The sequence below is a fragment of the Streptomyces sp. NPDC058373 genome, assembly GCF_042723275.1.
GTDB lineage: Bacteria > Actinomycetota > Actinomycetes > Streptomycetales > Streptomycetaceae > Streptomyces.
In genome coordinates this window covers 26430-52595 of the sequence record NZ_JBHXJE010000007.1, presented here as the reverse complement: position 1 = coordinate 52595, position 26166 = coordinate 26430, and the positions used below count along the sequence as shown (strand labels likewise).

Annotated in this window: 23 protein-coding genes; 22 read left to right on the top strand and 1 reads right to left on the bottom strand. The window is 70.7% G+C overall.

The window, feature by feature from the left end:
- The first annotated feature begins 17 nt into the window (after positions 1 to 17).
- The 22 genes from lysA (at position 18) to ACFWMZ_RS06810 (ending at position 23974) form a co-directional block, all read left to right on the top strand.
- Positions 18 to 1409 (top strand): diaminopimelate decarboxylase, encoded by a 1392-nt coding sequence (lysA, locus tag ACFWMZ_RS06915; RefSeq protein WP_383199834.1) that lies wholly within the window; start codon positions 18 to 20, stop codon positions 1407 to 1409.
- Between the two features lie 116 nt (positions 1410 to 1525).
- On the top strand, positions 1526 to 2815 hold the full coding sequence (locus ACFWMZ_RS06910) for a homoserine dehydrogenase (RefSeq protein ID WP_383199978.1): 1290 nt from the start codon (positions 1526 to 1528) through the stop codon (positions 2813 to 2815).
- 6 nt (positions 2816 to 2821) lie between these two features.
- Positions 2822 to 3880 carry a threonine synthase gene (gene thrC / locus ACFWMZ_RS06905; RefSeq protein WP_383178130.1) on the top strand — a complete coding sequence of 353 codons (1059 nt, stop codon included), beginning with the start codon at positions 2822 to 2824 and terminating at the stop codon, positions 3878 to 3880.
- A 419-nt stretch (positions 3881 to 4299) separates the two neighbouring features.
- Positions 4300 to 5217 carry a homoserine kinase gene (gene thrB / locus ACFWMZ_RS06900; RefSeq protein ID WP_383178133.1) on the top strand — a complete coding sequence of 306 codons (918 nt, stop codon included), beginning with the start codon at positions 4300 to 4302 and terminating at the stop codon, positions 5215 to 5217.
- 384 nt (positions 5218 to 5601) lie between these two features.
- Positions 5602 to 7671, top strand: a complete 2070-nt coding sequence (rho, locus tag ACFWMZ_RS06895; protein WP_383178136.1) for a transcription termination factor Rho — start codon at positions 5602 to 5604, stop codon at positions 7669 to 7671.
- Positions 7672 to 8207: 536 nt separating this feature from the next.
- Positions 8208 to 9359 carry an LCP family protein gene (locus tag ACFWMZ_RS06890; RefSeq protein ID WP_383178139.1) on the top strand — a complete coding sequence of 384 codons (1152 nt, stop codon included), beginning with the start codon at positions 8208 to 8210 and terminating at the stop codon, positions 9357 to 9359.
- A 373-nt stretch (positions 9360 to 9732) separates the two neighbouring features.
- Positions 9733 to 9954, top strand: coding sequence for a 50S ribosomal protein L31 (gene rpmE / locus ACFWMZ_RS06885; protein ID WP_383178142.1), 222 nt, complete (start codon positions 9733 to 9735; stop codon positions 9952 to 9954).
- Between the two features lie 135 nt (positions 9955 to 10089).
- Positions 10090 to 11166, top strand: a complete 1077-nt coding sequence (gene prfA / locus ACFWMZ_RS06880; RefSeq protein ID WP_383178145.1) for a peptide chain release factor 1 — start codon at positions 10090 to 10092, stop codon at positions 11164 to 11166.
- Between the two features lie 40 nt (positions 11167 to 11206).
- Complete coding sequence (prmC, locus tag ACFWMZ_RS06875; protein WP_383178148.1) at positions 11207 to 12052, top strand: peptide chain release factor N(5)-glutamine methyltransferase; 846 nt, start codon at positions 11207 to 11209, stop codon at positions 12050 to 12052.
- A 223-nt stretch (positions 12053 to 12275) separates the two neighbouring features.
- Entirely contained in the window at positions 12276 to 12923 is a 648-nt protein-coding gene (locus tag ACFWMZ_RS06870; protein WP_383178151.1) for an L-threonylcarbamoyladenylate synthase, read from the top strand.
- Positions 12920 to 13585: a protein-tyrosine-phosphatase gene (locus ACFWMZ_RS06865; RefSeq protein WP_383178154.1), complete on the top strand. Its 666-nt coding sequence runs from the start codon at positions 12920 to 12922 to the stop codon at positions 13583 to 13585. The genes ACFWMZ_RS06870 and ACFWMZ_RS06865 overlap by 4 nt, the downstream gene beginning before the upstream one ends.
- A gap of 276 nt (positions 13586 to 13861) precedes the next feature.
- A complete protein-coding gene (locus ACFWMZ_RS06860) occupies positions 13862 to 15214 on the top strand; it encodes an MraY family glycosyltransferase (protein WP_383178157.1) in 1353 nt (450 codons plus the stop codon).
- A 319-nt stretch (positions 15215 to 15533) separates the two neighbouring features.
- Positions 15534 to 15962, top strand: a complete 429-nt coding sequence (locus ACFWMZ_RS06855; RefSeq protein WP_383178160.1) for a hypothetical protein — start codon at positions 15534 to 15536, stop codon at positions 15960 to 15962.
- A 253-nt stretch (positions 15963 to 16215) separates the two neighbouring features.
- Positions 16216 to 17043, top strand: a complete 828-nt coding sequence (gene atpB / locus ACFWMZ_RS06850; RefSeq protein ID WP_383178214.1) for a F0F1 ATP synthase subunit A — start codon at positions 16216 to 16218, stop codon at positions 17041 to 17043.
- Positions 17044 to 17125: 82 nt separating this feature from the next.
- Positions 17126 to 17359, top strand: a complete 234-nt coding sequence (gene atpE, locus ACFWMZ_RS06845; RefSeq protein ID WP_383178163.1) for an ATP synthase F0 subunit C — start codon at positions 17126 to 17128, stop codon at positions 17357 to 17359.
- Positions 17360 to 17404: 45 nt separating this feature from the next.
- On the top strand, positions 17405 to 17950 hold the full coding sequence (locus tag ACFWMZ_RS06840) for a F0F1 ATP synthase subunit B (protein ID WP_383178166.1): 546 nt from the start codon (positions 17405 to 17407) through the stop codon (positions 17948 to 17950).
- A complete protein-coding gene (locus ACFWMZ_RS06835) occupies positions 17947 to 18762 on the top strand; it encodes a F0F1 ATP synthase subunit delta (RefSeq protein WP_383178169.1) in 816 nt (271 codons plus the stop codon). The genes ACFWMZ_RS06840 and ACFWMZ_RS06835 overlap by 4 nt, the downstream gene beginning before the upstream one ends.
- 138 nt (positions 18763 to 18900) lie before the next feature.
- Positions 18901 to 20493 carry a F0F1 ATP synthase subunit alpha gene (gene atpA / locus ACFWMZ_RS06830; protein ID WP_383178172.1) on the top strand — a complete coding sequence of 531 codons (1593 nt, stop codon included), beginning with the start codon at positions 18901 to 18903 and terminating at the stop codon, positions 20491 to 20493.
- A gap of 20 nt (positions 20494 to 20513) precedes the next feature.
- Positions 20514 to 21431 (top strand): F0F1 ATP synthase subunit gamma, encoded by a 918-nt coding sequence (locus ACFWMZ_RS06825; protein ID WP_383178175.1) that lies wholly within the window; start codon positions 20514 to 20516, stop codon positions 21429 to 21431.
- A complete protein-coding gene (atpD, locus tag ACFWMZ_RS06820) occupies positions 21431 to 22873 on the top strand; it encodes a F0F1 ATP synthase subunit beta (RefSeq protein WP_383199831.1) in 1443 nt (480 codons plus the stop codon). The genes ACFWMZ_RS06825 and atpD overlap by 1 nt, the downstream gene beginning before the upstream one ends.
- A 153-nt stretch (positions 22874 to 23026) precedes the next feature.
- A complete protein-coding gene (locus tag ACFWMZ_RS06815) occupies positions 23027 to 23401 on the top strand; it encodes a F0F1 ATP synthase subunit epsilon (protein WP_383178181.1) in 375 nt (124 codons plus the stop codon).
- Positions 23402 to 23527: 126 nt separating this feature from the next.
- Entirely contained in the window at positions 23528 to 23974 is a 447-nt protein-coding gene (locus ACFWMZ_RS06810; RefSeq protein WP_383178184.1) for a DUF2550 domain-containing protein, read from the top strand.
- A 202-nt stretch (positions 23975 to 24176) separates the two neighbouring features.
- Here the strand turns inward: ACFWMZ_RS06810 and ACFWMZ_RS06805 are convergent, their stop codons facing one another.
- Positions 24177 to 26063, bottom strand: a complete 1887-nt coding sequence (locus ACFWMZ_RS06805; protein WP_383199828.1) for a glycosyl hydrolase family 18 protein — start codon at positions 26061 to 26063, stop codon at positions 24177 to 24179.
- Positions 26064 to 26166: the final 103 nt, after the last annotated feature.

The window sequence follows — 26166 nt, the reverse complement described above, 5'->3', positions numbered from 1 at the left end:
GTGAGAGAGACCGCATCATGAGCCGTTCCGCCCACCCCGCCGGGCCCCGCCACGCCGACGTCCTGCCCGAGGGCCACTACAGCGCCCCGGCCGACGACCTCAACGCCCTCGACCCCAAGGTCTGGGCCCGTACGGTCAGCCGCGACGAGGACGGCGTGCTGACCGTCGGCGGGCTCCCGGTGACCCGCCTCGCCGAGGAGTTCGGCACCCCTGCCTTCTTCCTCGACGAGACCGACTTCCGGGCCCGCTGCCGCGCCTGGCGCGACGCCTTCGGCGCCGACGCCGACGTGTTCTACGCGGGCAAGGCCTTCCTCTCCCGCGCCGTCGTCCGCTGGCTCCACGAGGAGGGGCTCAACCTCGACGTCTGCTCCGGCGGCGAGCTGACCACCGCGCTGGACGCCGGGATGCCCGCCGCCCGGATCGCCTTCCACGGCAACAACAAGACGCCCGCCGAGATCCGCCGGGCCGTCGAGGCCGGGGTCGGCCGGATCGTGCTGGACTCCTTCGAGGAGATCGTGCGCGTCGCGCACATCGCCGACGAGCTCGGAGTGCGCCAGCCCGTGCAGATCCGGGTCACGGTCGGCGTCGAGGCGCACACCCACGAGTTCATCGCCACCGCCCACGAGGACCAGAAGTTCGGCATCGCGCTGGCCGGCGGCCAGGCCGCCGAGGCGGTCCGCCGGGCGCTGAAGCTGGACGGCCTGGAACTGATCGGCATCCACTCGCACATCGGCTCGCAGATCTTCGACATGGCCGGGTTCGAGGTCTCCGCCCGCCGGGTGGTGCAGCTGCTGGCCGAGGTCCGCGACGAGCACGGCGTCGAGCTGCCCGAGATCGACCTCGGCGGCGGCCTCGGCATCGCGTACACCTCGGACGACGACCCGCGCGAGCCGCAGGAGATCGCCAAGGCGCTGGGCGAGATCGTGACCCGCGAGTGCGAGGCCGCCGGGCTCGCGACGCCGCGCATCTCGGTGGAGCCGGGCCGCGCCATCGTCGGGCCGACCGCCTTCACGCTGTACGAGGTGGGCACCGTCAAGCCGCTGGAAGGGCTCAGGACGTACGTCTCGGTCGACGGCGGGATGTCGGACAACATCCGCACCGCGCTCTACGACGCCGAGTACACCGTCTCCCTCGTCTCGCGCGCCTCCGACGCCGAGCCGATGCTGGTGAGGGTGGTCGGAAAGCACTGTGAGAGTGGCGACATCGTGGTGCGCGACGCGTTCCTCCCCGCGGACCTCGCGCCGGGTGATCTGATCGCCGTACCGGCCACCGGCGCGTACTGCCGTTCCATGGCCAGCAACTACAACCACGCGCTGCGGCCGCCCGTCGTGGCCGTGGACGAAGGCTCGGCGCGCGTCGTCGTGCGGCGGGAGACGGAGGAGGATCTCCTGCGTCTCGATGTCGGCTGATGAAATACTCGTCTCACCATCCGGACTTCGTACAGAAACTCCGGACGGGTGGGCGAGACTGGACCAACTGAGTTAATCCGGGAGCTGAGGCTCTGATGAAAGGCGTAGGTCGGATGATGCGTACGCGTCCGCTGAAGGTGGCGCTCCTTGGCTGTGGGGTAGTCGGCTCAGAGGTGGCGCGCATCATGACGACGCACGCCGCCGACCTCGCCGCGCGGATCGGCGCCCCGGTCGAACTGGCCGGGGTCGCCGTCCGCCGCCCGGACCGCGTCCGGGAGGGCATCGACCCCTCCCTGGTCACCACCGACGCGACCGCGCTGGTCAAACGCGGCGACATCGACGTGGTGGTCGAGGTCATCGGCGGCATCGAGCCCGCCCGGACCCTCATCACCACCGCCTTCCAACACGGCGCCTCGGTCGTCTCGGCCAACAAGGCGCTCCTCGCCCAGGACGGCGCCGCCCTGCACGCCGCCGCCGAGGTGAACGGCCGGGATCTCTACTACGAGGCCGCCGTCGCCGGTGCCATCCCGCTGATCCGCCCGCTGCGCGAGTCCCTCGCCGGCGACAAGGTCAACCGCGTCCTCGGCATCGTCAACGGCACCACCAACTTCATCCTCGACAAGATGGACTCCACCGGCGCCGGGTACCAGGAGGCGCTCGACGAGGCCACCGCGCTGGGGTACGCGGAGGCCGACCCCACCGCCGACGTCGAGGGGTTCGACGCGGCCGCCAAGGCCGCCATCCTCGCCGGGATCGCCTTCCACACCCGGGTCCGCCTGGACGACGTCTACCGCGAGGGGATGACCGAGGTCACCGCCGCCGACATCGCCTCGGCCCGGCGGATGGGCTGCACCATCAAGCTCCTCGCCATCTGCGAGCGGGCCGCCGACGGCGCCTCGGTCACCGCCCGGGTGCACCCCGCGATGATCCCGCTCACCCACCCGCTGGCCTCCGTCCGCGAGGCGTACAACGCGGTCTTCGTCGAGTCGGAGGCCGCCGGGCAGCTCATGTTCTACGGCCCCGGGGCGGGCGGCGCGCCGACCGCCTCCGCCGTCCTCGGCGACCTGGTCGCCGTCTGCCGCAACCGCCTCGCCGCCTCGCGCGGCCCCGGCGAGTCCGCGTACACCCAGCTGCCCGTCAGCCCGATGGGCAAGGTCGTCACGCGGTACCACATCAGCCTCGACGTGGCCGACAAGCCGGGTGTCCTCGCCCAGGTGGCGACGGTCTTCGCCGAGCACGGCGTGTCCATCGACACGGTGCGCCAGACGGGCAAGGACGGCGAGGCCAGCCTCGTCGTCGTCACTCACCGCGCTCACGACGCCGCCCTCAGCGGAACCGTCGAGGCGCTGCGGAACCTCGACACCGTCCGCGGTGTCGCGAGCATCATGCGGGTTGAAGGAGAGTAACCAGCAATGACCCACCAGTGGCGCGGAATCATCGAGGAATACCGGGACCGGCTGCCCGTCTCCGCCGAGACGCCGGTGGTCACGCTCCGTGAGGGCGGGACGCCGCTCGTCCCCGCGCAGGTGCTCTCCGAGCGCACCGGCTGCGAGGTCCACCTGAAGGTCGAGGGCGCCAACCCCACCGGCTCCTTCAAGGACCGGGGCATGACCATGGCCATCACCAAGGCCAAGGAGGAGGGCGCGCAGGCGGTCATCTGCGCCTCCACCGGCAACACCTCCGCCTCGGCCGCCGCCTACGCGGTCCGGGCCGGCATGGTCAGTGCCGTCCTCGTCCCGCAGGGCAAGATCGCGCTCGGCAAGATGGGCCAGGCGCTCGTGCACGGGGCGAAGATCCTCCAGGTCGACGGCAACTTCGACGACTGCCTCACCCTGGCCCGCGCGCTCTCCGAGCAGTACCCGGTGGCGCTGGTCAACTCGGTCAACCCGGTGCGTATCGAGGGACAGAAGACCGCCGCCTTCGAGATCGTCGACTTCCTCGGCGACGCCCCCGACATCCACGTCCTCCCCGTCGGCAACGCGGGCAACATCACCGCCTACTGGCGCGGGTACCGCGAGTACGCCGCCGACGCCGTCTCCACCCGTACGCCGCGCATGTGGGGCTTCCAGGCCTCCGGCTCGGCGCCGCTGGTGCGCGGCGAGGTCGTCAAGGACCCGGCGACCATCGCCACCGCCATCCGGATCGGCAACCCGGCCTCCTGGGAGTACGCCATCCAGGCGCGCGACGAGTCGGGCGGCTTCATCGACGAGGTGACCGACCGTCAGATCCTTTCTGCCTACCGCCTGTTGGCCTCCCAGGAGGGCGTCTTCGTGGAGCCCGCCTCGGCCGCGTCGGTGGCCGGGCTGCTGAAGGCGGCCGAGCAGGGCAAGGTCGACCCGGGCCAGCGCGTCGTCTGCACCGTCACCGGCAACGGCCTCAAGGATCCCGACTGGGCCGTCGCCGGAGCCCCGCAGCCGCTGACCGTGCCGGTCGACGCCACCGCCGCCGCCGAGCGGCTCGGCCTCGCGTAACCCTCTGCCGGGCCGTCCGCGGCCGGTTGCGCCCCCGGGCGCGGCCGTGCCGCGGGCGCGGCCGGAGGCGCACCGGAGCCAGGGGCCAGGCCGGGCGTACGCCGTGAAAGCGCGGAAGAGGTGCACAACGGTCGGTACGACACGCATCGTGCGCCTCCCGTGCGCCCTATGTCGCCGGGCAACCTTCCTTCGATAGGCTGTACCCATACCCGCGCCGCCGACCGAGTCGGAGTGCTGCCGCCGTGTTGGCCACGGGTGATTCCGCAGCCGGGTGCGCATCCGCCCCCGCCGACGGGAAACCACCACCGAAATCCCGCCAGAGTCCCGCCAGACACCACCACCGCCACGCCGCGCCCCAGCCCGCCGAACCACCCGTACGTCCCGCACGTATCGCTGTCACAAGGAGAGTCATCAAAGCGATGGCCGGTCCCGCCTTCCGAGCCGCCGCCGTCCGGGTGCGCGTCCCCGCCACCAGCGCCAACCTCGGACCGGGGTATGACGCCTTCGGCCTGTCGCTGGGGCTCTACGACGACGTGGTCGTCCGGGTGGCCGACTCCGGACTGCACATCGACATCGCGGGCGAAGGCAGCGAGACCCTGCCCCGCGACGAGGACCACCTGCTCGTACGGTCGATGCGCACCGCCTTCGACCTCCTCGGCGGACAGCCGCGCGGGCTGGAGATCGTCTGCGCCAACCGCATCCCGCACGGCCGGGGCCTCGGCTCCTCCTCCGCCGCCATCTGCGCCGGCATCGTCGCCGCCCGCGCCGTGACGATAGGCGCCGACGCCAAACTCGACGACGCGGCGCTGCTGGAACTCGCCACCGAGATCGAGGGGCATCCGGACAACGTCGCGGCCTGCCTGCTCGGCGGATTCACCCTGGCCTGGACGGAGTCCGGGGCCGCCCGCGCCATCCGGATGGAGCCCGGCTCCTCCGTCGTGCCGGTCGTCTTCGTCCCCGGCAAGCCCGTCCTCACCGAGACCGCCCGGGGCCTGCTGCCGCGCACCGTCCCGCACGTCGACGCCGCCGTCAACGCGGGCCGTGCGGCCCTGCTCGTCGAGGCCCTGACCAGGCGCCCCGAGCTGTTGCTGCCCGCCACCGAGGACCGGCTGCACCAGGAGTACCGGGCGCCCGCCATGCCCGACAGCACCGCGCTGGTGGAGCGGTTGCGGGCGGACGGCGTACCGGCCGTCATCTCCGGCGCAGGACCGACCGTGCTGGCCTTCGCCACGGGCGGCGCGGCGGAGAAGGTGGCCCGCCTGGCCGGGGACGGCTGGGCCGCAAATCCGCTGGCACTCGACCTGTCGGGTGCCGGTGTGCTGCCGCTGGCGCCGTGACCGTGCGGCGCCGCACCGTAGAGAGGGGGAATATGTGTGGGATCCGGTAGTGTTAATCTCAAGTCTGCACCCGACCTCAGCACGGCGAGGTGCTTCTTGTCCCCGTTCGGGACAGACATTCTTCCGGGAGCCTCCCAAACTGCCCTGTGCCCCGCACTGAGCAGGGCCGAGCATGCTCCGGAGCTGGCGTGAGAGAGCCGCCGCGTGCCACAGCACATCGGCGCCACGGCTCAGGCACCGCCGATCGCCAGCGAACCCAGTGAATCCCTCCGCCGCCTCAGGCGGACCATCGCCCCGGCACATCCGCACACCGAGGACCTGCCGGACAGCACAACCGGTCGCCGAGCCAGACAGGCCGACGTCCGCTCCAGGGAAGGACCCTTCGTGAGCGACACCACCGATCTGATGGGCGTGACTGCCGACAGCACGGTTGATTCCGCTGCCGCGCCCGCCACGGACGCCTCAGCGGCGCCTGCGGCCGGTTCCCGGCGGCGCCGCGGCACCGGCCTCGAGGGCATGGTGCTGGCCGAGCTTCAGCAGGTCGCCTCGGGCCTCGGGATCAGGGGCACCGCGCGGATGCGCAAGAGCCAGCTGATCGAGGTCATCAAGGAAGCGCAGGCAGGTGGCGGCGCGGCCGCCCCCGCCAAGAGCGACACCGAGGCCGCCAAGCCGAAGCGCCGGGCCACCTCCAAGGCCCGCACCGGCGAGACCGAGGCCGCCGCCGAGCCGGCCCGGAAGCCCGCCAAGGCCGCCGAGAAGAAGCAGACCAAGGCCGAGCAGGCCGAGCCCGAGGCGCAGCCGCAGGGCTCCCAGCAGCAGATCGACATCCCCGGCCAGGGCGCCGGGGACGAGCAGCCGGCCGGTGAGCGCCGTCGCCGCCGCGCCACCGCTGAGGCGGGCAGCCCCGAGCAGGCCGAGGCCAAGCAGGAGCGCCCCGCCAAGCAGCAGGACCAGAAGGGCGAGAGCCGCGGCGACGACGGCTCCGGCCAGCAGCAGGACGGCGGCGAGGGCCGCCGCGACCGCCAGAACCGCCGCGACCGGGACCGCGACCGCGGTGACCGCGAGCGGGGTGACCGCGAGCGGGGTGACCGCGAGCGGGGCGGCCGGGACCGCGACCGTCGCAAGGGCGACGACGGCGGCCAGGGCGGCCAGGGCGGCGGCAACCGCCAGCAGCAGGGTGGCGGTCAGAACCGCGACCGCCACGACGACTTCGACGACGACGGCGGCGGCCGCCGCGGACGCCGCGGCCGCTACCGCGACCGCCGGGGCCGCCGAGGCCGCGACGAGGTCGGCGAGCCGCAGGTCAACGAGGACGACGTGCTGATCCCCGTCGCGGGCATCCTCGACATCCTCGACAACTACGCGTTCATCCGGACCTCCGGCTACCTGCCGGGCCCGAACGACGTCTACGTCTCGCTCGCCCAGGTCCGCAAGAACGGCCTGCGCAAGGGCGACCACGTCACCGGCGCGGTCCGCCAGCCCAAGGACGGCGAGCGCCGCGAGAAGTTCAACGCGCTGGTCCGCCTCGACTCGGTCAACGGCATGGCGCCCGAATCGGGCCGCGGCCGCCCGGAGTTCAACAAGCTGACGCCGCTCTACCCGCAGGACCGGCTCCGTCTGGAGACCGACCCGGGCGTGCTGACCACGCGGATCGTCGACCTCGTGTCGCCGATCGGCAAGGGCCAGCGCGGTCTGATCGTGGCCCCGCCGAAGACCGGCAAGACCATGATCATGCAGGCCGTGGCCAACGCCATCACGCAGAACAACCCCGAGTGCCACCTCATGGTCGTCCTCGTCGACGAGCGGCCCGAAGAGGTCACCGACATGCAGCGGTCGGTCAAGGGCGAGGTCATCTCCTCGACCTTCGACCGGCCCGCCGAGGACCACACCACCGTCGCCGAACTGGCCATCGAGCGCGCCAAGCGCCTGGTGGAGCTGGGCCACGACGTGGTCGTCCTGCTGGACTCCATCACCCGCCTGGGCCGCGCCTACAACCTGGCCGCCCCCGCCTCCGGCCGCATCCTCTCCGGTGGTGTCGACTCGACCGCGCTCTACCCGCCGAAGCGCTTCTTCGGTGCGGCGCGCAACATCGAGGACGGCGGCTCGCTGACCATCCTCGCCACCGCGCTGGTCGACACCGGCTCGCGGATGGACGAGGTGATCTTCGAGGAGTTCAAGGGCACCGGCAACATGGAGCTCAAGCTCGACCGGAAGCTCGCCGACAAGCGCATCTTCCCGGCCGTCGACGTCGACGCCTCCGGCACCCGCAAGGAGGAGATCCTCCTCAGCGGCGAGGAGTTGGGCATCGTCTGGAAGCTGCGCCGGGTGCTGCACGCGCTCGACCAGCAGCAGGCGATCGAGCTGCTGCTCGACAAGATGCGCAAGACGCAGTCGAACGCCGAGTTCCTGCTCCAGATCCAGAAGACGACGCCGACCGCGGGCGGCAACGACTGACGGATCCCCCGGCCGGACCGGTTCCGGCAGGACGACGAAGCGCCCCCTCCACTCCGGTGGAGGGGGCGCTTCGCGTCGCCACCTCTGACCTCTCCGCCCCTCTCCGCCGCTGCGCGCTGTGCGGCTGCGAACGGCGAGGCGGCCACCCGGGACGCCCGGCCGCGCGCACCGCCCCGGCGAGACGTTGGCCACACACCTCCCGGGCGCAAAGGCCCGCAAAGGTGATCTTCAGGGGCGAGGAAACCCCAGGTCGAGGCGGTACACGCCGCCGCTGTGGAGGCTGTTGCGCTCCCGTCCACTCACGCGGCGCTCACAGGCCCCTGTGCAACCCTTCTTCAGGTTTCGCCGTCGAACAAGCGAACACTCGGGGTACGAGGTCCCCATGCACCCCGGTGCCTCGACGGACGGCCGGGGAGCCCCGGCCCCGCTCCGTGCCGCGCACTTCGCCCGCCCAGCAGGGCACGACCGACGGCCCCCACCCCCGGACCAGCAGGGGAGCAGCCCGCCGACGACCGACACGAGGGACTGAGGAGCACATGGCCGAGCAGACGAGGCAGGACGGCAGTACGGCCGAGAGCGGCACCGACGAGGGCGGCCGGCGTACGCGCCGGATGCGCCCCACCGGGCAGCGCCGCCGCCCGCGCAGCCGCCGCCGCAAGGTTCTCCTCGCCGTCGCCTGGACCGCCGCGGGCGGCATCCTGGTCGGCGGCGCCGGACTCGGCTTCGCGTACGTGAAGCTCAACGGGAACCTCAACGGCGTCGACATCGACGCCGCGCTCGGCGGCGAACGCCCCGCAGAGGTCGACGACGGCTCCCTCGACCTGCTGGTGCTCGGCTCCGACTCGCGCTCCGGCGACAACGGCAAGTACGGCCGCGACGAGGGCGGCGCGCGCTCCGACACCGCGATGGTCGTCCACCTCCACGAGGGCCGGAAGAAGGCCACCGTGGTCTCCATACCGCGCGACACCCTCGTCACCCGCCCCGAGTGCGACGCCGAGGACGGCACCGCGGTGCCCGGCGGCGAGCGGCGGATGTTCAACACCGCCTACGAGACCGGCGGCCCGGCCTGCGCCGTGAAGACCGTCGAGCAGATGTCCGGCATCCGCATGGACCACTACCTGGAGGTCGACTTCAGCGGCTTCCAGGAGATCATCGACCGGCTCGGCGGCGTCGAGGTCACCACAGGCAAGGCGATAGACGACGAGAAGAGCGACCTCCATCTGGCCCGCGGCACCCACACCCTCGACGGCGAGCAGTCCCTCGGCCTGGTCCGCACCCGGCACGGCGTCGGCGACGGCAGCGACCTCGGCCGCATCCAGCTCCAGCAGACCTTCCTCACCGCGCTGATGCACCGCGTCCAGGACATGGGCCTGCTGACCAGCCCGAAGAAGCTGTACGGGGTCGCCGACGCCTCCACCAAGTCCTTGACCACCGACGCCGAACTCGACTCCGTTCCCGCCCTGCTCGACTTCGCCCAGGGGCTGAAGGGGCTCAAGCCGGAGGGCATGGAGATGCTGACCCTGCCCGTCGAGTACGACCCGGCCGACGCCAACCGCGTTCTGCCGCAGGAGAAGCAGGGGGCCGAGGTGTGGAAGGCGCTGCGCGCCGACCATCGGGTGCCCGCCTCGGCGACCGAGGAATCCGCCGGGGACAAGGCGGACATCGATGACGTGGTCAGTGCCGGGTGAGCCGGTGGGGTCGGCAGGGCTGGCAGGGCTGGCAGGGCCGAGTCTGTGGTGTCCCCTTCGTCGGACGCCGAGGTCACTGATGGCCTCAAGCGCCGGCCGGGCTGGGATGGCCTCAAGCGCCGGCCGGGCTTGGGGTTGGCCGGGCCGGGCTGGGGGTTGGCCGGGCCGGGCTGGGGGTCGGCCGCAAGCGTCGGCCGGGCTGGGGTTGGTTTTGGGTGCTGGTCGGGACGGAGCCGGCTTGTGGGGAATACGTGGGGCGTCACCCCGGTTTTGGGAGATGCGGCGGTCCCTGGCAGACTGGACTGTCGGCCCCGGTTCACGTGAGCGCAAACCGCACCCACGACCCGGCGCCCTCCCGAAACTAGGAGACACCTTGAAGCGCGACATCCACCCCGAGTACGTCGAGACCCAGGTGAGCTGCACCTGCGGCGCGGCGTTCACCACCCGCAGCACCATCGGCAGCGGCACCGTCCGTGCCGATGTCTGCTCCGAGTGCCACCCGTTCTACACGGGCAAGCAGAAGATCCTCGACACCGGTGGCCGCGTGGCCCGCTTCGAGGCCCGCTTCGGCAAGGCTGCCGGCACCAAGAAGTAGCGAGCCACTGCGCCGGTCCTCAGGCCGCCCCTCCACGGGCGGCCGGGACCGGCGCTTTGTCCGTTCTGAGCGGCCCGCCCCACGGCCCGGCCGCCCCCAGCCCCGCAGTCACCAGCAGGAACCAGGAGCCCGAAGATGTTCGAGGCGGTCGAGGAACTGATCGGCGAGCACGCCGACATCGAGAAGCGGCTCGCCGACCCCGCGGTCCACGCCGACCAGGCCGGCGCCCGCAAGCTCAACAAGCGCTACGCCGAGCTGACGCCGATCATCTCCGTGTACCGCTCCTGGAAGCAGACCGGGGACGACATCGAGACCGCCCGCGAGCTGGCCGCCGACGACCCGGAGTTCGCCGCCGAGGTCAAGGAGCTGGAAGCCGCCCGCGAGGAGCTCACCGAGAAGCTGCGGCTGCTGCTGGTGCCCCGCGACCCCAGCGACGACAAGGACGTCATCCTGGAGATCAAGGCCGGGGCGGGCGGCGACGAGTCTGCCCTCTTCGCCGGGGACCTCCTGCGGATGTACCTGCGGTACGCCGAGCGCGTCGGATGGAAGACCGAGCTGATCGACTCCACCGAGTCGGAGCTGGGCGGCTACAAGGACGTCCAGGTCGCCGTGAAGACCAAGGGCGGCCAGGGCGCCACCGAGCCCGGCCAGGGCGTCTGGGCCCGGCTGAAGTACGAGGGCGGCGTCCACCGCGTCCAGCGGGTGCCCGCCACCGAGTCGCAGGGCCGCATCCACACCTCCGCCGCCGGTGTCCTGGTGACGCCCGAGGCCGAGGAGATCGACGTCGAGATCAACGCCAACGACCTGCGGATCGACGTCTACCGCTCCTCCGGGCCCGGCGGCCAGTCCGTCAACACCACCGACTCCGCGGTGCGCATCACGCACCTGCCGACCGGTGTCGTCGCCTCCTGCCAGAACGAGAAGAGCCAGCTCCAGAACAAGGAGCAGGCCATGCGCATCCTGCGCTCGCGGCTGCTGGCCGCCGCCCAGGAGGAGGCCGAGCGCGAGGCCGCCGACGCCCGCCGCAGCCAGGTCCGCACCGTCGACCGCTCCGAGAAGATCCGGACGTACAACTACCCGGAGAACCGCATCTCGGACCACCGCGTCGGCTTCAAGGCGTACAACCTCGACCAGGTCCTCGACGGCGATCTCGACCCCGTCATCCAGGCCTGCGTCGACGCGGACTCCGCGGCGAAGCTCGCCGCCGCCTGACCTTCCTTCTTCACCCCGTACGGACCGGCTGGAGGACCCCGTGAACCTGCTGCTCGCCGAGGTGGCCCAGGCCACCCAGCGGCTGGCCGACGCCGGCGTGCCGTCCCCGCGCAACGACGCCGAGGAACTGGCCGCCTATGTCCACCAGGTCAAGCGGGGTGCCCTGCACACCGTCAAGGACTCCGACTTCGACGCCCGTTACTGGGAGGCGATCGCCCGCCGCGAGGCCCGCGAACCGCTCCAGCACATCACCGGGCTCGCCTACTTCCGGTACCTGGAACTCCAGGTGGGCCCCGGCGTGTTCGTGCCCCGGCCGGAGACCGAGTCGGTGGTCGGCTGGGCCATAGACGCGGTCCGGGCGATGGACGTGGTCGAGCCCCTCGTGGTCGACCTGTGCAGCGGCTCCGGCGCCATCGCGCTCGCCCTCGCCCAGGAGGTCCCGCGCTCCACCGTGCACGCCGTGGAACTCTCCGAGGACGCCCTGGTGTGGACCCGGAAGAACGTCGAGGGCTCCCGCGTCCAGCTCCACCAGGGCGACGCCTTCAGCGCCCTGCCCGAGCTGGACGGCCAGGTCGACCTGGTCATCTCCAACCCGCCCTACATCCCGCTCACCGAGTGGGAGTACGTCGCCCCCGAGGCCCGCGACCACGACCCGCAGATGGCCCTGTTCTCCGGTGAGGACGGCCTGGACACCATCCGCGGCATCGAACGCACCGCCCACCGCCTGCTGCGCCCCGGCGGCATCGTCGTCGTCGAGCACGCCGACACCCAGGGCGGCCAGGTCCCGTGGATCTTCACCGAGGAGAAGGGCTGGGCCGACGCCGCCGACCACCCCGACCTCAACAACCGCCCCCGCTTCGCCACCGCCCGCAAGGCGATGCCGTGAGGACGACAGCGACTCGGGTGCCGCCGGACGCCTCCACCCCACGACTGGGTGCCGCCGCGACCTGCCGGGGCGAAGCCCCAGGAGAGAGTGAGCCGAAGGGGCGCGTCGGTGTCGAGACACCCGACGCGCGCAGGGAGCGCAGCGACCGAGCACGTCGGGTGTCTCGACACCGACTGAAGCGCCCCGGAGGCGAACGAACGACAATCAAGAGGGAGCGTTAGCCATGGCACGCCGATACGACACCAACGACGCCACCGACCGGGTCACCGGTCTGCGGGAGGCCGCTTCGGCGGTGCGTCGCGGGGAGCTCGTCGTCCTGCCCACGGACACGGTGTACGGCGTCGGGGCGGACGCGTTCAGTTCGGAGGCGGTCGCCGAGCTGCTGACCGCCAAGGGGCGTGGCCGGAACATGCCGACGCCGGTGCTGATCGGGTCGCCGAACACGCTGCACGGCCTGGTGACGGACTTCTCGGAGACGGCGTGGGACCTGGTCGACGCCTTCTGGCCGGGCGCCCTGACGCTGGTGGCGCGCCACCAGCCGTCGCTCCAGTGGGATCTCGGCGACACCCGGGGCACGGTGGCGGTGCGGATGCCGCTGCACCCGGTCGCCATCGAGCTGCTGACCGAGGTCGGCCCGATGGCCGTCTCCAGTGCCAACCTGACCGGCCACCCGTCGCCGGAGACCTGCGACGCCGCCCGGAACATGCTGGGCGACGCGATCTCGGTCTACCTGGACGGCGGCCCGACGCCGGGCATCGTGCCCTCCTCCATCGTGGACGTGACCGGCTCCGTGCCGGTGCTGCTGCGGGCCGGCGCGATCGACGCGGACGAGCTGCGCAAGGTGGTCCCCGATCTAGAGGTGGCCTCTTGATCGTCCCTGAGGGGCGTGGCATAGCGGGGCAGCCGCTCGGCGGGACCTTCCGCATCCTCCACGTCAGTACCGGCAACGTGTGCCGCTCGCCGATCACCGAGCGGCTGACGCGGCATGCCCTGGCGGACCGGCTGGGGCTCGCCGCGGGCGCCGAGAGCGGCGTCGGCGGGGTCATCGTGGAGAGCGCGGGCACGTGGGGGCACGAGGGCGCCCCGATGGAGGCCAACGCCGAGGCGGTGCTCGCCTCGCTCGGCGCGGACGCGGCCGGGTTCCGGGGCCGGGAGCTGCTGGACGAGCACGTGATCCGGGCGGACCTGGTGCTGACCGCGACCCGGGACCACCGGGCGCAGGTCATCTCGATGGGCCACTCGGCCGGGCTGCGGACGTTCACGCTGAAGGAGTTCACGCGGCTGGTGCGGGCGATAGACCCGGCGACCCTGCCCGATCCGCTGGAGGGCGGTGTGGTCGGCCGCGCGCGGGCCCTGGTGCAGGCGGCCGCCGCGCTGCGCGGCTGGCTGCTGGCGCCGTCGGTGGAGGCCGACGAGGTGCTCGATCCGTACGGGGCGCCCATGCCGTTCTTCCAGGCGGTCGGCGAGGAGATCCAGGTGGCGTTGGAGCCGGTGCTGACGGCGCTGACCGGGGTCGGCCGGGCGACGGGCTGAGAGGCCGCGAGAAAGGCCCGGGAGCGCCGTCAGGGTGCGGCCGGGCCGGTGGGCCCTCGTACGGGTCGCCTTTCCGGGAATCCGGGGTAGGCGGCCAGGGGGAGCCGGACGCCGCGCGGTGCGGGGCGTACCGGGGAGGAAGCGCGGGGATCCGCGGAACAGAACGACCGGGAACCGGCAGCGGGCAAACTTCGTCGCTACCCGAAAGTCTCGGCGGGCATGCACCCGAAGCTAGGGTGTGGGCCTGGATGGCCAGCGATACTTGTGGGGAAGCCCGTGCGTGAATACCTGCTGACGCTCTGCATCACGGCTGCGGTGACGTATCTGTTGACAGGGCCGGTGCGGAAATTCGCGATCGTGGCCGGTGCCATGCCGGAGATCAGGGCCCGTGACGTCCACCGGGAGCCCACTCCGCGGCTCGGTGGGATCGCGATGTTCTTCGGACTGTGCGCCGGGCTGCTGGTCGCGGACCATCTGACCAATCTGGGTGAGGTCTTCGACTCCAACGAGCCGCGCGCGCTGCTCTCCGGCGCCGCGCTGATCTGGCTGATCGGCGTCCTGGACGACAAGTTCGAGATCGACGCCCTGGTCAAGCTCGGCGGTCAGCTCATCGCCGCCGGGGTGATGGTGATGCAGGGTCTGACGATGCTGTGGCTGCCGGTGCCCGGTGTGGGGCAGGTCCTGCTGACGAGCTGGCAGGGCAATCTGCTGACCATCGCCCTGGTCCTCATCACCATCAACGCGGTGAACTTCGTCGACGGCCTCGACGGCCTCGCCGCCGGCATGGTCTGCATCGCGGCCGCCGCCTTCTTCATGCACGCGTACCGCATCTGGTACGGCTACGGGCTGGAGGCGGCCGCGCCGGCCGCGCTCTTCGCCGCCCTGCTGATGGGCATGTGCCTGGGCTTCCTGCCGCACAACATGCACCCCGCGCGGATCTTCATGGGTGACTCGGGCTCGATGCTGATCGGCCTGGTGCTGGCGGCCGGCGCGATCTCCATCACCGGCCAGGTCGACCCCGACGCCATGGGTCTGTTCGCCGGTTCGGAGAAGGCCGCCGTGCACCAGACGGTGCCCGTCTACATGCCGCTGCTGCTGCCGCTGACCATCATCGCGGTGCCCGCGGCCGACCTGGTCCTGGCGGTGGTCCGGCGGACGTGGCGGGGCCAGTCGCCGTTCGCCGCCGACCGGGGGCACCTGCACCACCGGCTGCTGGAGATCGGCCACTCGCACAGCCGGGCCGTGCTGATCATGTACTTCTGGTCGGCGCTGATCGCCTTCGGGGCGCTGGCCTACTCGGTCAACGAGGCGTCGATGTGGGTGGCGTTGGGCGTGGCCGCGCTGAGCGCGGTGGGCCTGGTGCTGCTGCTCCTGCCGCGCTTCACGCCGCGCGCGCCGCGCTGGGCGGAGGCCTTCGTGCCGCCGCGCTACCGGCGCCGGATCGCGGCCGGGCCCCGCCAGGAGGGCGTCGTCACGGAGGGCGATCCCGCCTCCGAGGGGGCCGAGCCGCCGGTGCGGGTCGCGGTGGGCGTCGCGGGTGCGAACGGTGCGACGGCCGTCGGGGAGCGCTCGCGCCTCGGCTCACGGCGCGGTGGCGAGCGTGAGAAGGCCGGCACCACCCGCTCGTAGCGCCTCCGCGCGGTGCGGACAGCGCCGCCGCTCTCCGTACGAGGCTCCGGCCGCGTACCGTCGACCAGGCAAAGCGCGCATTACCAGGCAAGGTGCCACGTGTCGCGCACATACGCGCGGGTTACCCCTCACGTGTGACAGGTGGCACACCTGCCGAGTAAAGACCTCATCAAAAAGCTTGTGATACCGTTCACGAGAGCTCGACCGTGAGGGTGAGCGGCCCGCAAGCGACGGGTCGGGTCCGGAGCGCTCAGCGCTCCGTCTACGCTCGGTACGCCCTCAGGTTCGTCTCTCTCTGTCACCTGCTGGAGATCCACTCATGCTGTCGAACGACGCCCGAATTCTGCGCGGCGCCGCGATTCCGTCATTCTGTGCCGGCCTGGCCGGCACCTTCATCGGCGGCATCACGGTGGGGGCGCAGGGTGCCATCGGGGGCGCCGTCGGTACGGTCCTCACCCTCGCCTTCTTCGGCGCGGGCCTGAAGGCCATGAGTGTGATCGGACGGCGGTGGTCGGAGCTCTTCATGGCTGCCGGACTGCTGGTCTACACGACCCAGATCCTGGTGATGGCGATCCTGCTCGCGGTCTTCCGCGACGCGACGTTCATGAACGGACGGGTGTTCGGCCTCACGATGCTCGCCTGCGTGCTCGTGTGGATCGCCGGACAGGCGTGGGCGCACACCCGCGTCAAGACCCTGTACGTCGAACCCGAGTCAGAGGACGCACCGGCCGGGCCGGAGCGTCGCTGATGGGGACGTCGGAGCCGGCCCCGATAAGTAGGGGCCGGATAAAGTCCGCACCCGAAGGCTGCTATCGTCCGTCGCCGAGAGCGATTCGTGCGGAGCAGCGGGTGTTGTGCGGGACGGCACCTGATTCAGCCCACGTCTTTTCCGGGCCCAGTGCCGTCACGCCGGACGCTCCGCCCTCCCGCGACACCCAGTCCAGTGCCGCCATGTGGTCCTGTCCCACGCCGACACATCGAGGAAGCCGTACCTATGCGTCATATCGAAGGAGCTCGCGGTGAGTAGTGACCAGTTGCTCGCCTTCGAGACCGACTGCCACCTCTTCAAGGATTGCGGTTTCCCGGCTCCGAGCGTGTGGTCGTTCTTGTTCGACCCGATCTTCAGCGTCGGCCCGGTCGACTTCAACAAGCCGATGCTGCTGGCCCTGATCGGCACGGTGGTCATCCTCGCCTTCTTCTGGGCCGCTTTCGCGAAGCCGAAGCTGGTGCCGGGCAAGTTCCAGATGGTCGCGGAGATCCTCTACGACTTCGTCCGGAGCGGCATCGCCCGGGAGACGATCGGCAAGAAGGGCGAGCCCTTCGTCCCCTTCCTGGTCTCCCTCTTCTTCTTCGTCTGGATCCTGAACCTGTGGGCGCTGATCCCGCTGGCGCAGTTCCCGGTCAACTCCGTCATCGCCTTCCCGGTCGGCCTCGCCCTCATGGTGTGGGTCGTCTACATGACGGTGACCTTCAAGACGAACGGCTTCGTCGGCGGCATCCGCAACCTCTGCGTGCCCAGCGGCCTGCCCAAGCCGATCTACGTCATCCTGACGCCGATCGAGTTCGTGTCGAACATCTTCGTGCGTCCCTTCACCCTGGCGGTCCGGCTCTTCGCGAACATGTTCGCGGGCCACATCCTGATCCTGATCTTCACGATCGCCACGTGGTACATGCTCGGTACCCTGCTCGGCACGGTCTACGCCACCGCGTCGTTCGCGCTGACCCTGGTCCTGACCGTCTTCGAGATGTTCATCCAGGCGCTCCAGGCGTACGTGTTCACCGTGCTGACCGCGACCTACCTGTCCCAGGCGCTCGAAGAAGCGCACTGAGCGACCGAAGCCACCTCCGCAACCCATAGTCGTCCGGTGGAAAAGACCTCCCACCGGCCCATTAAGAGAAGGAACCACGGACATGTCTGCTGCTCTTGAGACCCTCGCGGCCGTTGAAGGCAACATCGGCACCATCGGCTACGGCCTCGCCGCGATCGGCCCCGGCATCGGCGTCGGCATCATCTTCGGTAACGGCGTGCAGGCCATGGCCCGCCAGCCCGAGGCCGCCGGTCTGATCCGTCAGAACATGCTGCTCGGCTTCGCCGTCGTCGAGGCCCTCGCCCTCATCGGCTTCGTCGTTCCGTTCATCCTCTAAGTGGCGGTTCGGTCCTAAGCCCGATCAAGACAGAAAGGTCCACACATGATGTACCTGGCTGCCGAGGAACCGCAGAACCCTCTGCTCCCGGTCTGGCCCGAGGTCGTCATCGGCCTGCTCTGCTTCGCCATCATCTTCTTCGTCTTCGCCAAGAAGCTCCTCCCGAGCATCAACAAGGTCCTGGACGAGCGTCACGACAAGATCGTCGGTGGCATCGAGGAGGCCGAGGCGGCTCAGGTCGAGGCCCAGAGCGTGCTGGAGCAGTACAAGGCCCAGCTCGCCGAGGCCCGTCACGAGGCGGCACGGCTGCGCTCCGAGGCGCAGGAGCAGGGCGCCACGCTCATCGCCGAGATGCGCCTGGAAGGCCAGCGCCAGCGCGAGGAGATCATCGCCGCCGGTCACACCCAGATCGAGGCCGACCGCAAGGCTGCCGCGCAGTCGCTGCGGCAGGACGTGGGTCAGCTCGCCACCGAGCTCGCCGGCAAGATCGTCGGTGAGTCGCTGGAGGAGCACGCCCGCCAGAGCCGCACCATCGACCGGTTCCTCGACGGACTGGACGACGTCGCGACGAAGGCCGAGGCCACGCGATGAACGGAGCGAGCCGAGAGGCACTGGCTGCCGCACGTGAGCGTCTCGACGCGCTGACGGACCACACGTCCGTCGACGCCGGCTCGCTCGCCGCCGAGCTGGCCGACGTCACCGCGCTGCTCCACCGCGAGGTGTCGCTGCGTCGGGTCCTCACCGACCCGGCGCAGGACGGCGCGGCCAAGGCCCAGCTCATCGAGCGGCTCCTGGGCAGCCAGGTCAGCGGCACCACCGCCGACCTGGTGGCCGGCATGGTGCGCACCCGCTGGTCGCGTTCGCGCGACCTGGTGGACGCCCTGGAGGAGCTCGCCGCCGACGCCGACCTCACCGAGGCCCAGCGTCGGGGCGCCCTCGACAGCGTGGAGGACGAGGTGTTCCGGTTCTCCCGGATCGTCTCCTCCAACAGCGCGCTGCGTGCCGCCCTCACCGACAGCGCCGCCTCCGAGGCCGCCAAGGCCGGGCTGCTGGACTCCCTTCTCGGCTCCCGGGCCGACAAGGCCACGGTCCGGCTGATCACCCGGCTCGTCACCCGGCCGCGTGGCCGTAGCCTGGAAGAGGGACTGGAGTCCCTGTCCCAGCTGGCCGCCGCGCGCCGCGGACGGATGGTCGCCACGGTGACGTCGGCGGTGCCGCTGAGCGAGCCGCAGAAGCAGCGCCTGGGTGCGTCCCTGGCGAGGCTCTACGGCCGCACGATGCACCTCAACCTGGAGGTGGACCCGGCCGTCATCGGCGGCATCAAGGTCCACGTCGGCGACGAGGTCATCAACGGCTCCATCGCGGACCGTCTCGACGAGGCGAACCGGCGGATGGCCGGCTGACGCCGGACGTACCCGGTCAAAGAACAGAGAAGCAAGATCAACGGCCCGAGTTGGGCCGTGCAGAGATGCAGAGTTTCTGGGGGAGCCCCCAGATCCCCCTAAGAACTTCGGGCCCAACAAGGAGAGCAGGGAACCCAGATGGCGGAGCTCACGATCCGGCCGGAGGAGATCCGGGACGCGCTGGAGAACTTTGTCCAGGCGTACAAGCCGGACGCGGCCTCGCGCGAGGAGGTCGGTACGGTCACCGTCGCCGGCGACGGTATCGCCAAGATCGAGGGTCTTCCCTCGGCCATGGCCAACGAGCTGCTCAAGTTCGAGGACGGCACCCTCGGTCTCGCCCTCAACCTCGAGGAGCGCGAGATCGGTGCCATCGTCCTCGGCGAGTTCAGCGGTGTCGAGGAGGGGCAGCCGGTCACGCGTACCGGCGAGGTCCTCTCCGTACCCGTGGGCGAGGGTTACCTCGGCCGCGTGGTCGACCCGCTCGGGCAGCCGATCGACGGCCTCGGCGAGATCGAGACCAGCGGTCGCCGCGCCCTTGAGCTGCAGGCCCCCACGGTCATGCAGCGCAAGTCGGTGCACGAGCCGATGGAGACCGGCTACAAGGCGGTCGACGCCATGACGCCGATCGGCCGTGGTCAGCGCCAGCTGATCATCGGTGACCGGCAGACCGGCAAGACCGCGCTGGCCGTCGACACGATCATCAACCAGCGCGACAACTGGCGCTCGGGCGACGTGAACAAGCAGGTCCGCTGCATCTACGTCGCCATCGGTCAGAAGGGCTCCACCATCGCCTCTGTGCGCGGTGCCCTCGACGAGGCCGGCGCGCTGGAGTACACGACCATCGTCGCCGCCCCGGCGTCCGACCCGGCCGGCTTCAAGTACCTGGCGCCGTACACCGGTTCGGCCATCGGCCAGCAGTGGATGTACGAGGGCAAGCACGTCCTCATCATCTTCGACGACCTCTCGAAGCAGGCCGACGCCTACCGCGCCGTCTCCCTGCTGCTGCGTCGTCCGCCGGGCCGCGAGGCGTACCCCGGTGACGTCTTCTACGTCCACTCCCGTCTGCTGGAGCGCTGCGCCAAGCTCTCCGACGAGATGGGCAAGGGCTCGATGACCGGTCTGCCGATCGTCGAGACCAAGGCGAACGACGTCTCGGCGTTCATCCCGACCAACGTCATCTCCATCACCGACGGCCAGTGCTTCCTGGAGTCCGACCTGTTCAACGCCGGCCAGCGCCCGGCTCTGAACGTCGGTATCTCCGTCTCCCGTGTGGGCGGTTCCGCCCAGCACAAGGCGATGAAGCAGGTCTCCGGCCGACTGCGTGTGGACCTCGCCCAGTTCCGTGAGATGGAGGCCTTCGCGACCTTCGGCTCGGACCTGGACGCCGCGTCCAAGCAGCAGCTCGCCCGCGGTCAGCGTCTGGTGGAACTGCTCAAGCAGGACCAGTACCAGCCGATGGCCACCGAGGACCAGGTCGTCTCCGTCTGGGCCGGTACCACCGGCAAGATGGACGAGGTGCCGGTCGAGGACGTGCGCCGCTTCGAGCGCGAGCTGCTCGACTACATGCACCGCCAGGAGCAGGGCCTCATGACCTCCATCAAGGAGGGCGGCAAGATGTCGGACGACACCCTCGTGGCCGTCGCCGACGCCGTTGCCGCGTTCAAGAAGCAGTTCGAGACCTCGGACGGCACGCTTCTGGGCGAGGACGCTCCGACGACCGCGGCCAAGTGACGACGGAAGGGACCTGACTCATGGGAGCGCAGCTCCGGGTCTACAAGCGTCGCATCCGGTCCGTCACCGCGACGAAGAAGATCACCAAGGCGATGGAGATGATCGCCGCCTCGCGCATCATCAAGGCACAGCGCAAGGTGACCGCCTCCATGCCGTACGCGACGGAACTCACCCGCGCGGTGACCGCCGTGTCGGCCGGGGCGAGCGCCGACCACCCGCTGACCAGCGAGGTGGAGAACCCGACCCGCGCCGCGGTGCTGCTGCTCACCAGCGACCGCGGTCTGGCCGGTGCGTTCAACTCCAGCGCCATCAAGGCGGCGGAGCAGCTCACGGACCGGCTGGAGAAGGAAGGCAAGGAGGTCGACACGTACATCGTCGGCCGCCGGGGCATCGCCCACTACGCCTTCCGTGAGCGGACCGTCGCCGACTCGTGGACGGGCTTCACGGACGAGCCCACCTACGCGGACGCGAAGGCGGTCGCCGCGCCTCTGATCGCGGCCATCGAGAAGGAGACGGCCGAGGGCGGTGTGGACGAACTCCACATGGTCTTCACCGAGTTCGTCTCGATGATGACGCAGACGCCCGTCGACAACCGGCTGCTGCCGCTCGCCCTCGAAGAGGTCGCGGCTCAGTCGGGCGCGAAGGGCGACGCCAAGCCGCTGTTCGAGTTCGAGCCGTCGGCGGAGGACGTCCTCGACGCCCTGCTGCCCCGCTACGTCGAGAGCCGTATCTACAACGCGCTGCTCCAGTCGGCTGCCTCCAAGCACGCCGCCACGCGCCGCGCGATGAAGTCGGCGACCGACAACGCCGGAGAGCTGATCAACACGCTCTCCCGCCTTGCCAACGCGGCCCGCCAGGCCGAAATCACCCAGGAAATCAGCGAGATCGTCGGTGGCTCCAGTGCTCTGGCCGACGCGAACGCGGGGAGTGACAAGTAATGACGACCACTGTTGAGACGGCCGTTGCCACGGGCCGCGTCGCCCGGGTCATCGGCCCGGTCGTCGACGTGGAGTTCCCCGTCGACGCCATGCCGGAGATCTACAACGCGCTGACCGTCGAGGTCGCCGACCCGGCTCTGGAGGGTGCGCTCAAGACGCTGACCCTCGAGGTCGCCCAGCACCTGGGTGACGGCGTGGTCCGCGCGATCTCCATGCAGCCCACCGACGGCCTGGTCCGCCAGGCCCCGGTGACCGACACGGGCGAGGGCATCACCGTCCCCGTCGGTGACTTCACCAAGGGCAAGGTGTTCAACACCCTCGGCGAGGTGCTGAACAAGCCCGAGGAGAACGCCAACGTCGGCGAGCGCTGGCCGATCCACCGCAAGGCGCCGGGGTTCGACCAGCTCGAGTCGAAGACCGAGATGTTCGAGACCGGCATCAAGGTCATCGACCTGCTGACCCCGTACGTCAAGGGCGGCAAGATCGGTCTGTTCGGTGGTGCCGGTGTCGGCAAGACCGTGCTGATCCAGGAAATGATCTACCGCGTCGCCAACAACCACGACGGTGTGTCGGTGTTCGCGGGCGTCGGTGAGCGTACCCGTGAGGGCAACGACCTCATCGAGGAGATGGCGGAGTCCGGCGTCATCGACAAGACCGCGCTGGTCTTCGGCCAGATGGACGAGCCCCCGGGCACCCGTCTGCGCGTCGCGCTGGCCGGCCTCACGATGGCCGAGTACTTCCGCGACGTCCAGAAGCAGGACGTGCTGTTCTTCATCGACAACATCTTCCGCTTCACGCAAGCCGGTTCCGAGGTCTCCACGCTGCTCGGCCGCATGCCGTCCGCGGTGGGCTACCAGCCGAACCTGGCCGACGAGATGGGCCTCCTCCAGGAGCGCATCACCTCGACGCGCGGTCACTCGATCACCTCGATGCAGGCGATCTACGTCCCCGCGGACGACCTGACCGACCCGGCCCCGGCCACCACCTTCGCCCACCTGGACGCGACCACCGTGCTGTCGCGCCCGATCTCGGAGAAGGGCATCTACCCGGCGGTCGACCCGCTGGACTCGACGTCCCGCATCCTGGACCCGCGGTACATCGCGAAGGACCACTACGAGGCCGCGATGCGCGTCAAGGGGATCCTCCAGAAGTACAAGGACCTCCAGGACATCATCGCCATCCTCGGTATGGACGAGCTCGGTGAGGAGGACAAGCTGGTCGTCACGCGTGCGCGCCGTGTCGAGCGCTTCCTCTCGCAGAACACCCACGTCGCCAAGCAGTTCACCGGCGTGGACGGTTCGGACGTGCCGCTCGACGAGTCGATCGCCGCGTTCAACGCGATCTGCGACGGCGAGTACGACCACTTCCCCGAGCAGGCGTTCTTCATGTGCGGTGGCATCGAGGACCTGAAGGCCAACGCCAAGGAGCTGGGCGTCTCCTGAAGCCGGCGGGCCGGGTGACCGGTCCTCGACTCGACCGGACGGAGGGCGGCGGCCCGTCCCCTCGCGGGGCGGCTGACGCCCTCCCTCCGGAGCCCACTAGAATTCGTCCCAACACCCGGCCGATCCGCCGGGTGGTGACCCGAGGAGCCCCTCTTGGCTGCTGAGCTGCATGTCGAGCTGGTCGCCGCGGACCGCAGCGTCTGGTCCGGCGAGGCCACCCTGGTCGTGGCGCGTCTGACCACCGGCGACGTCGGCATCATGCCCGGTCACCAGCCGCTGCTGGGTGTGCTGGAATCGGGCCCCGTGACCATCCGCACCAGCGACGGCAAGACCGTCGCGGCCGCGGTGCACGGTGGTTTCCTGTCCTTCGCCGACGACAAGCTGTCGGTGCTGGCGGAGATCGCCGAGCTGTCCGGTGAGATCGACGTCCAGCGTGCGGAGCGGGCGCTGGAGCGCGCGAAGGCGGAGGCCGACGCCGCCGCCGAGCGTCGCGCCGACGTCCGTCTGCGGGCGGTGGCGTCGCGCTGACCGGGCGCTGAAGTAGACGACGCGCCTCAGCCGCGGCACGGTCCGGAGCACTCCGGAGCGGGCCGCGGCTGAGGCGATGCAGGTGCGAAACGAGTTCCGTTACGGAAGACGAGGAGGTCGGTGCCGATGCTCCTCGCTCTGCTTGTCTGCGGACTGGTGATCGTGCTCGTCACCCTGGGGCTGTTGGTCTTCGGACTGCGCCGCCGCCTGATCCAGCGGTCGGGCGGCACGTTCGACTGCTCGCTGCGCTGGGACGCGCCCGAGAAGGGCGACCAGAGTGGCAAGGGCTGGCAGTACGGGGTGGCCCGCTACAACGGGGACCGCCTCGAGTGGTACCGGGTCTTCTCGTACTCCCCGCGTCCCAAACGGATGCTGGAGCGTTCGGCGATCGAGGTGGTCGACCGGCGCTCGCCCGAGGGCGAGGAGGAGCTGGCGCTCCTCTCCGACGCGCTCGTGCTCGGCTGCCGCCACCGCGGCGTGCGCCTGGAGCTGGCGATGAGCGAGGACGCCCTCACCGGTTTCCTGGCCTGGCTGGAGGCGGCGCCTCCGGGGCAGCGGGTGAACGTGGCCTGAGGCCCCGGCCCGGCCCGGGCGGTCCTGGCGGGTGTCTCATGACGGCCCTTCCCTCGCGGGGAGGGGCTTTTTTCATGCCCGGGGACGGATGGCCGGTACGTGAAGAGCCGGGGGGACGGGGGGCGTTCCCGTCCCCCCGGCGTCCGGGGGAGGTGGTGCGGATGGGGTCAGGTGGTGCGGGGGCCCGGGGCCGGGCCCCGGACTAGCGGAGGCCGGAGTCGATCGCGGAGACCAGTTCGCCGTCGGCGGTGTCGCCGCTGAACTCCCAGAAGAAGGCGCCGCCCAGGCCCTGCTCCTTGGCCCACGTCATCTTGGCCTTGACGGTGGCCGGGGTGTCGTAGCTCCACCAGTTGCCGCCGCACTTGGCGTAGGCGGTGCCGCCGACGGTGCCGGTGGCGGGGCAGCTGTCCTTGAGGACCTTGTAGTCCTCGATGCCGGCCTCGTAGGTGCCGGTGGCCGGTCCGGTGGCGGTGCCGCCCGGGGCGTCCTGGGTGACGCCGGTCCAGCCGCGGCCGTAGAAGCCGATGCCCAGCAGCAGCTTGGCCGCGGGGATGCCCTTGGCCTTGAGCTTGGCGATGGCGGCGGCCGAGGTGTACTCGGTCTTCGGGATGCCGCTGTAGGAGGTCAGGGCCGAGTGGGGCGCGGTCGGGCCGGTCTTGTCCCAGGCGCCGAAGAAGTCGTACGTCATCACGTTGTACCAGTCGAAGTACTGGGCGGCGCCCGCGTAGTCGGCGGCGTCGAGCTTGCCGCCGGAGGTGGCGTCGGCCGTGATGGCGGCGGTGACCAGGTCGGAGCCGAACTGGTCGCGCATCGCCTGGACCATGTTCGTCAGCGCGGCCGGTCCGGAGCTGTCGCAGCTCAGGCCGCAGGCGTTCGGGTACTCCCAGTCGAGGTCGATGCCGTCGAAGACGTCGGCCCAGCGCGGGTCCTCGACCAGGTCGTGGCAGGACTTGGCGAAGGCCGCCGGGTTCTTCACCGCGTCGGTGAAGCCGCCGGACCAGGTCCAGCCGCCGAAGGACCAGAGGACCTTGACGTGCGGGTACTGGGCCTTGAGCTTGCGGAGCTGGTTGAAGTTGCCGCGCAACGGCTGGTCCCAGGTGTCGGCGACGCCGTCCACCGACTCGGCGGCGGTGTACGCCTTGTCGTAGGCGGCGAAGCTGTCACCGATGGTGCACTTGCCGCCCTGGACGTTGCCGAACGAGTAGTTGATGTGGGTGATCTTCTCGGCGGAGCCGGAGGTCACCAGGTTCTTGACGTGGTAGTTGCGGCCGTAGACGCCCCACTCGGTGAAGTAGCCGAGGTTGATCTTCTCGCGGGGGCCGGGACCTGGGCCCGTGCCGTCACCGGGGGTGGTGACCTTGACGGGGGCGCTGACCGGGCCGGTCTGGTCGGCGGTGTCGCGGGCCTGGACCGAGTAGGAGTAGTCGGTGCCGGGGGCGAGGCTCTGGTCGGTGAAGGTGGTGGCGGTGACCGTGGCGACCTTGGCGCCGTCGCGCAGGACGTCGTAGTCCTTGACGCCCTTGTCGTCGGTGGCCGCCTGCCAGGAGAGCTTCACCGAGTTCTTGGTGAGGTCACTGGCGGTGGGGGCGCCGGGAGCGGTCGGCGGGGTGTCGCCGGGGGCGCCGCCGCCGTCACAGGAGGCGCCGTTGAGCTTGCAGCCCGAGGGGGTGCCGGGGCCGGTGCCGTTGAAGCCGAAGCTGACCGAGGCGCCGGGGGCGAGGCTCCCGGCCCAGCTCTTGTTCTTCGCCGTCCAGTGGTCGCCGCTGTTGGTGACGTCGGCGTCCCAGGCCGAGGTCACCTTGGTGCCGGCGGGGAAGTCCCACTCCAGCGTCCAGCCGCTCAGCGGGGCGGTGCCGGTGTTCTTCACCGTCCACTTCCCCTCGAAGCCGCTGCCCCAGTCCTGCGTCCTGGTGTAGGAGGCGCTGGGGTCGGCGGCGGCCTCGGCGGCCTGGGTGGGGGCGGCGAGGCCGACCATGCCCGCGAAGGGGACGGCGAGGCCGAGCAGGGCGGCGGCGGCGCGCCTGCGGAAGCGGTGGAGGGGTCTGGGACGGCTGCGGGCGCCGTCGGCGCTGGGGGAAACCGTACTCAAGGCGTACTCCTCAAGAGGTCCGGACGTATGGGGGCGGAACCCTGCGACGCCCGTGAGCACCGACGACCTGGTGTGCCCACCGCAGTGGGGCGAGAGTAGAAAA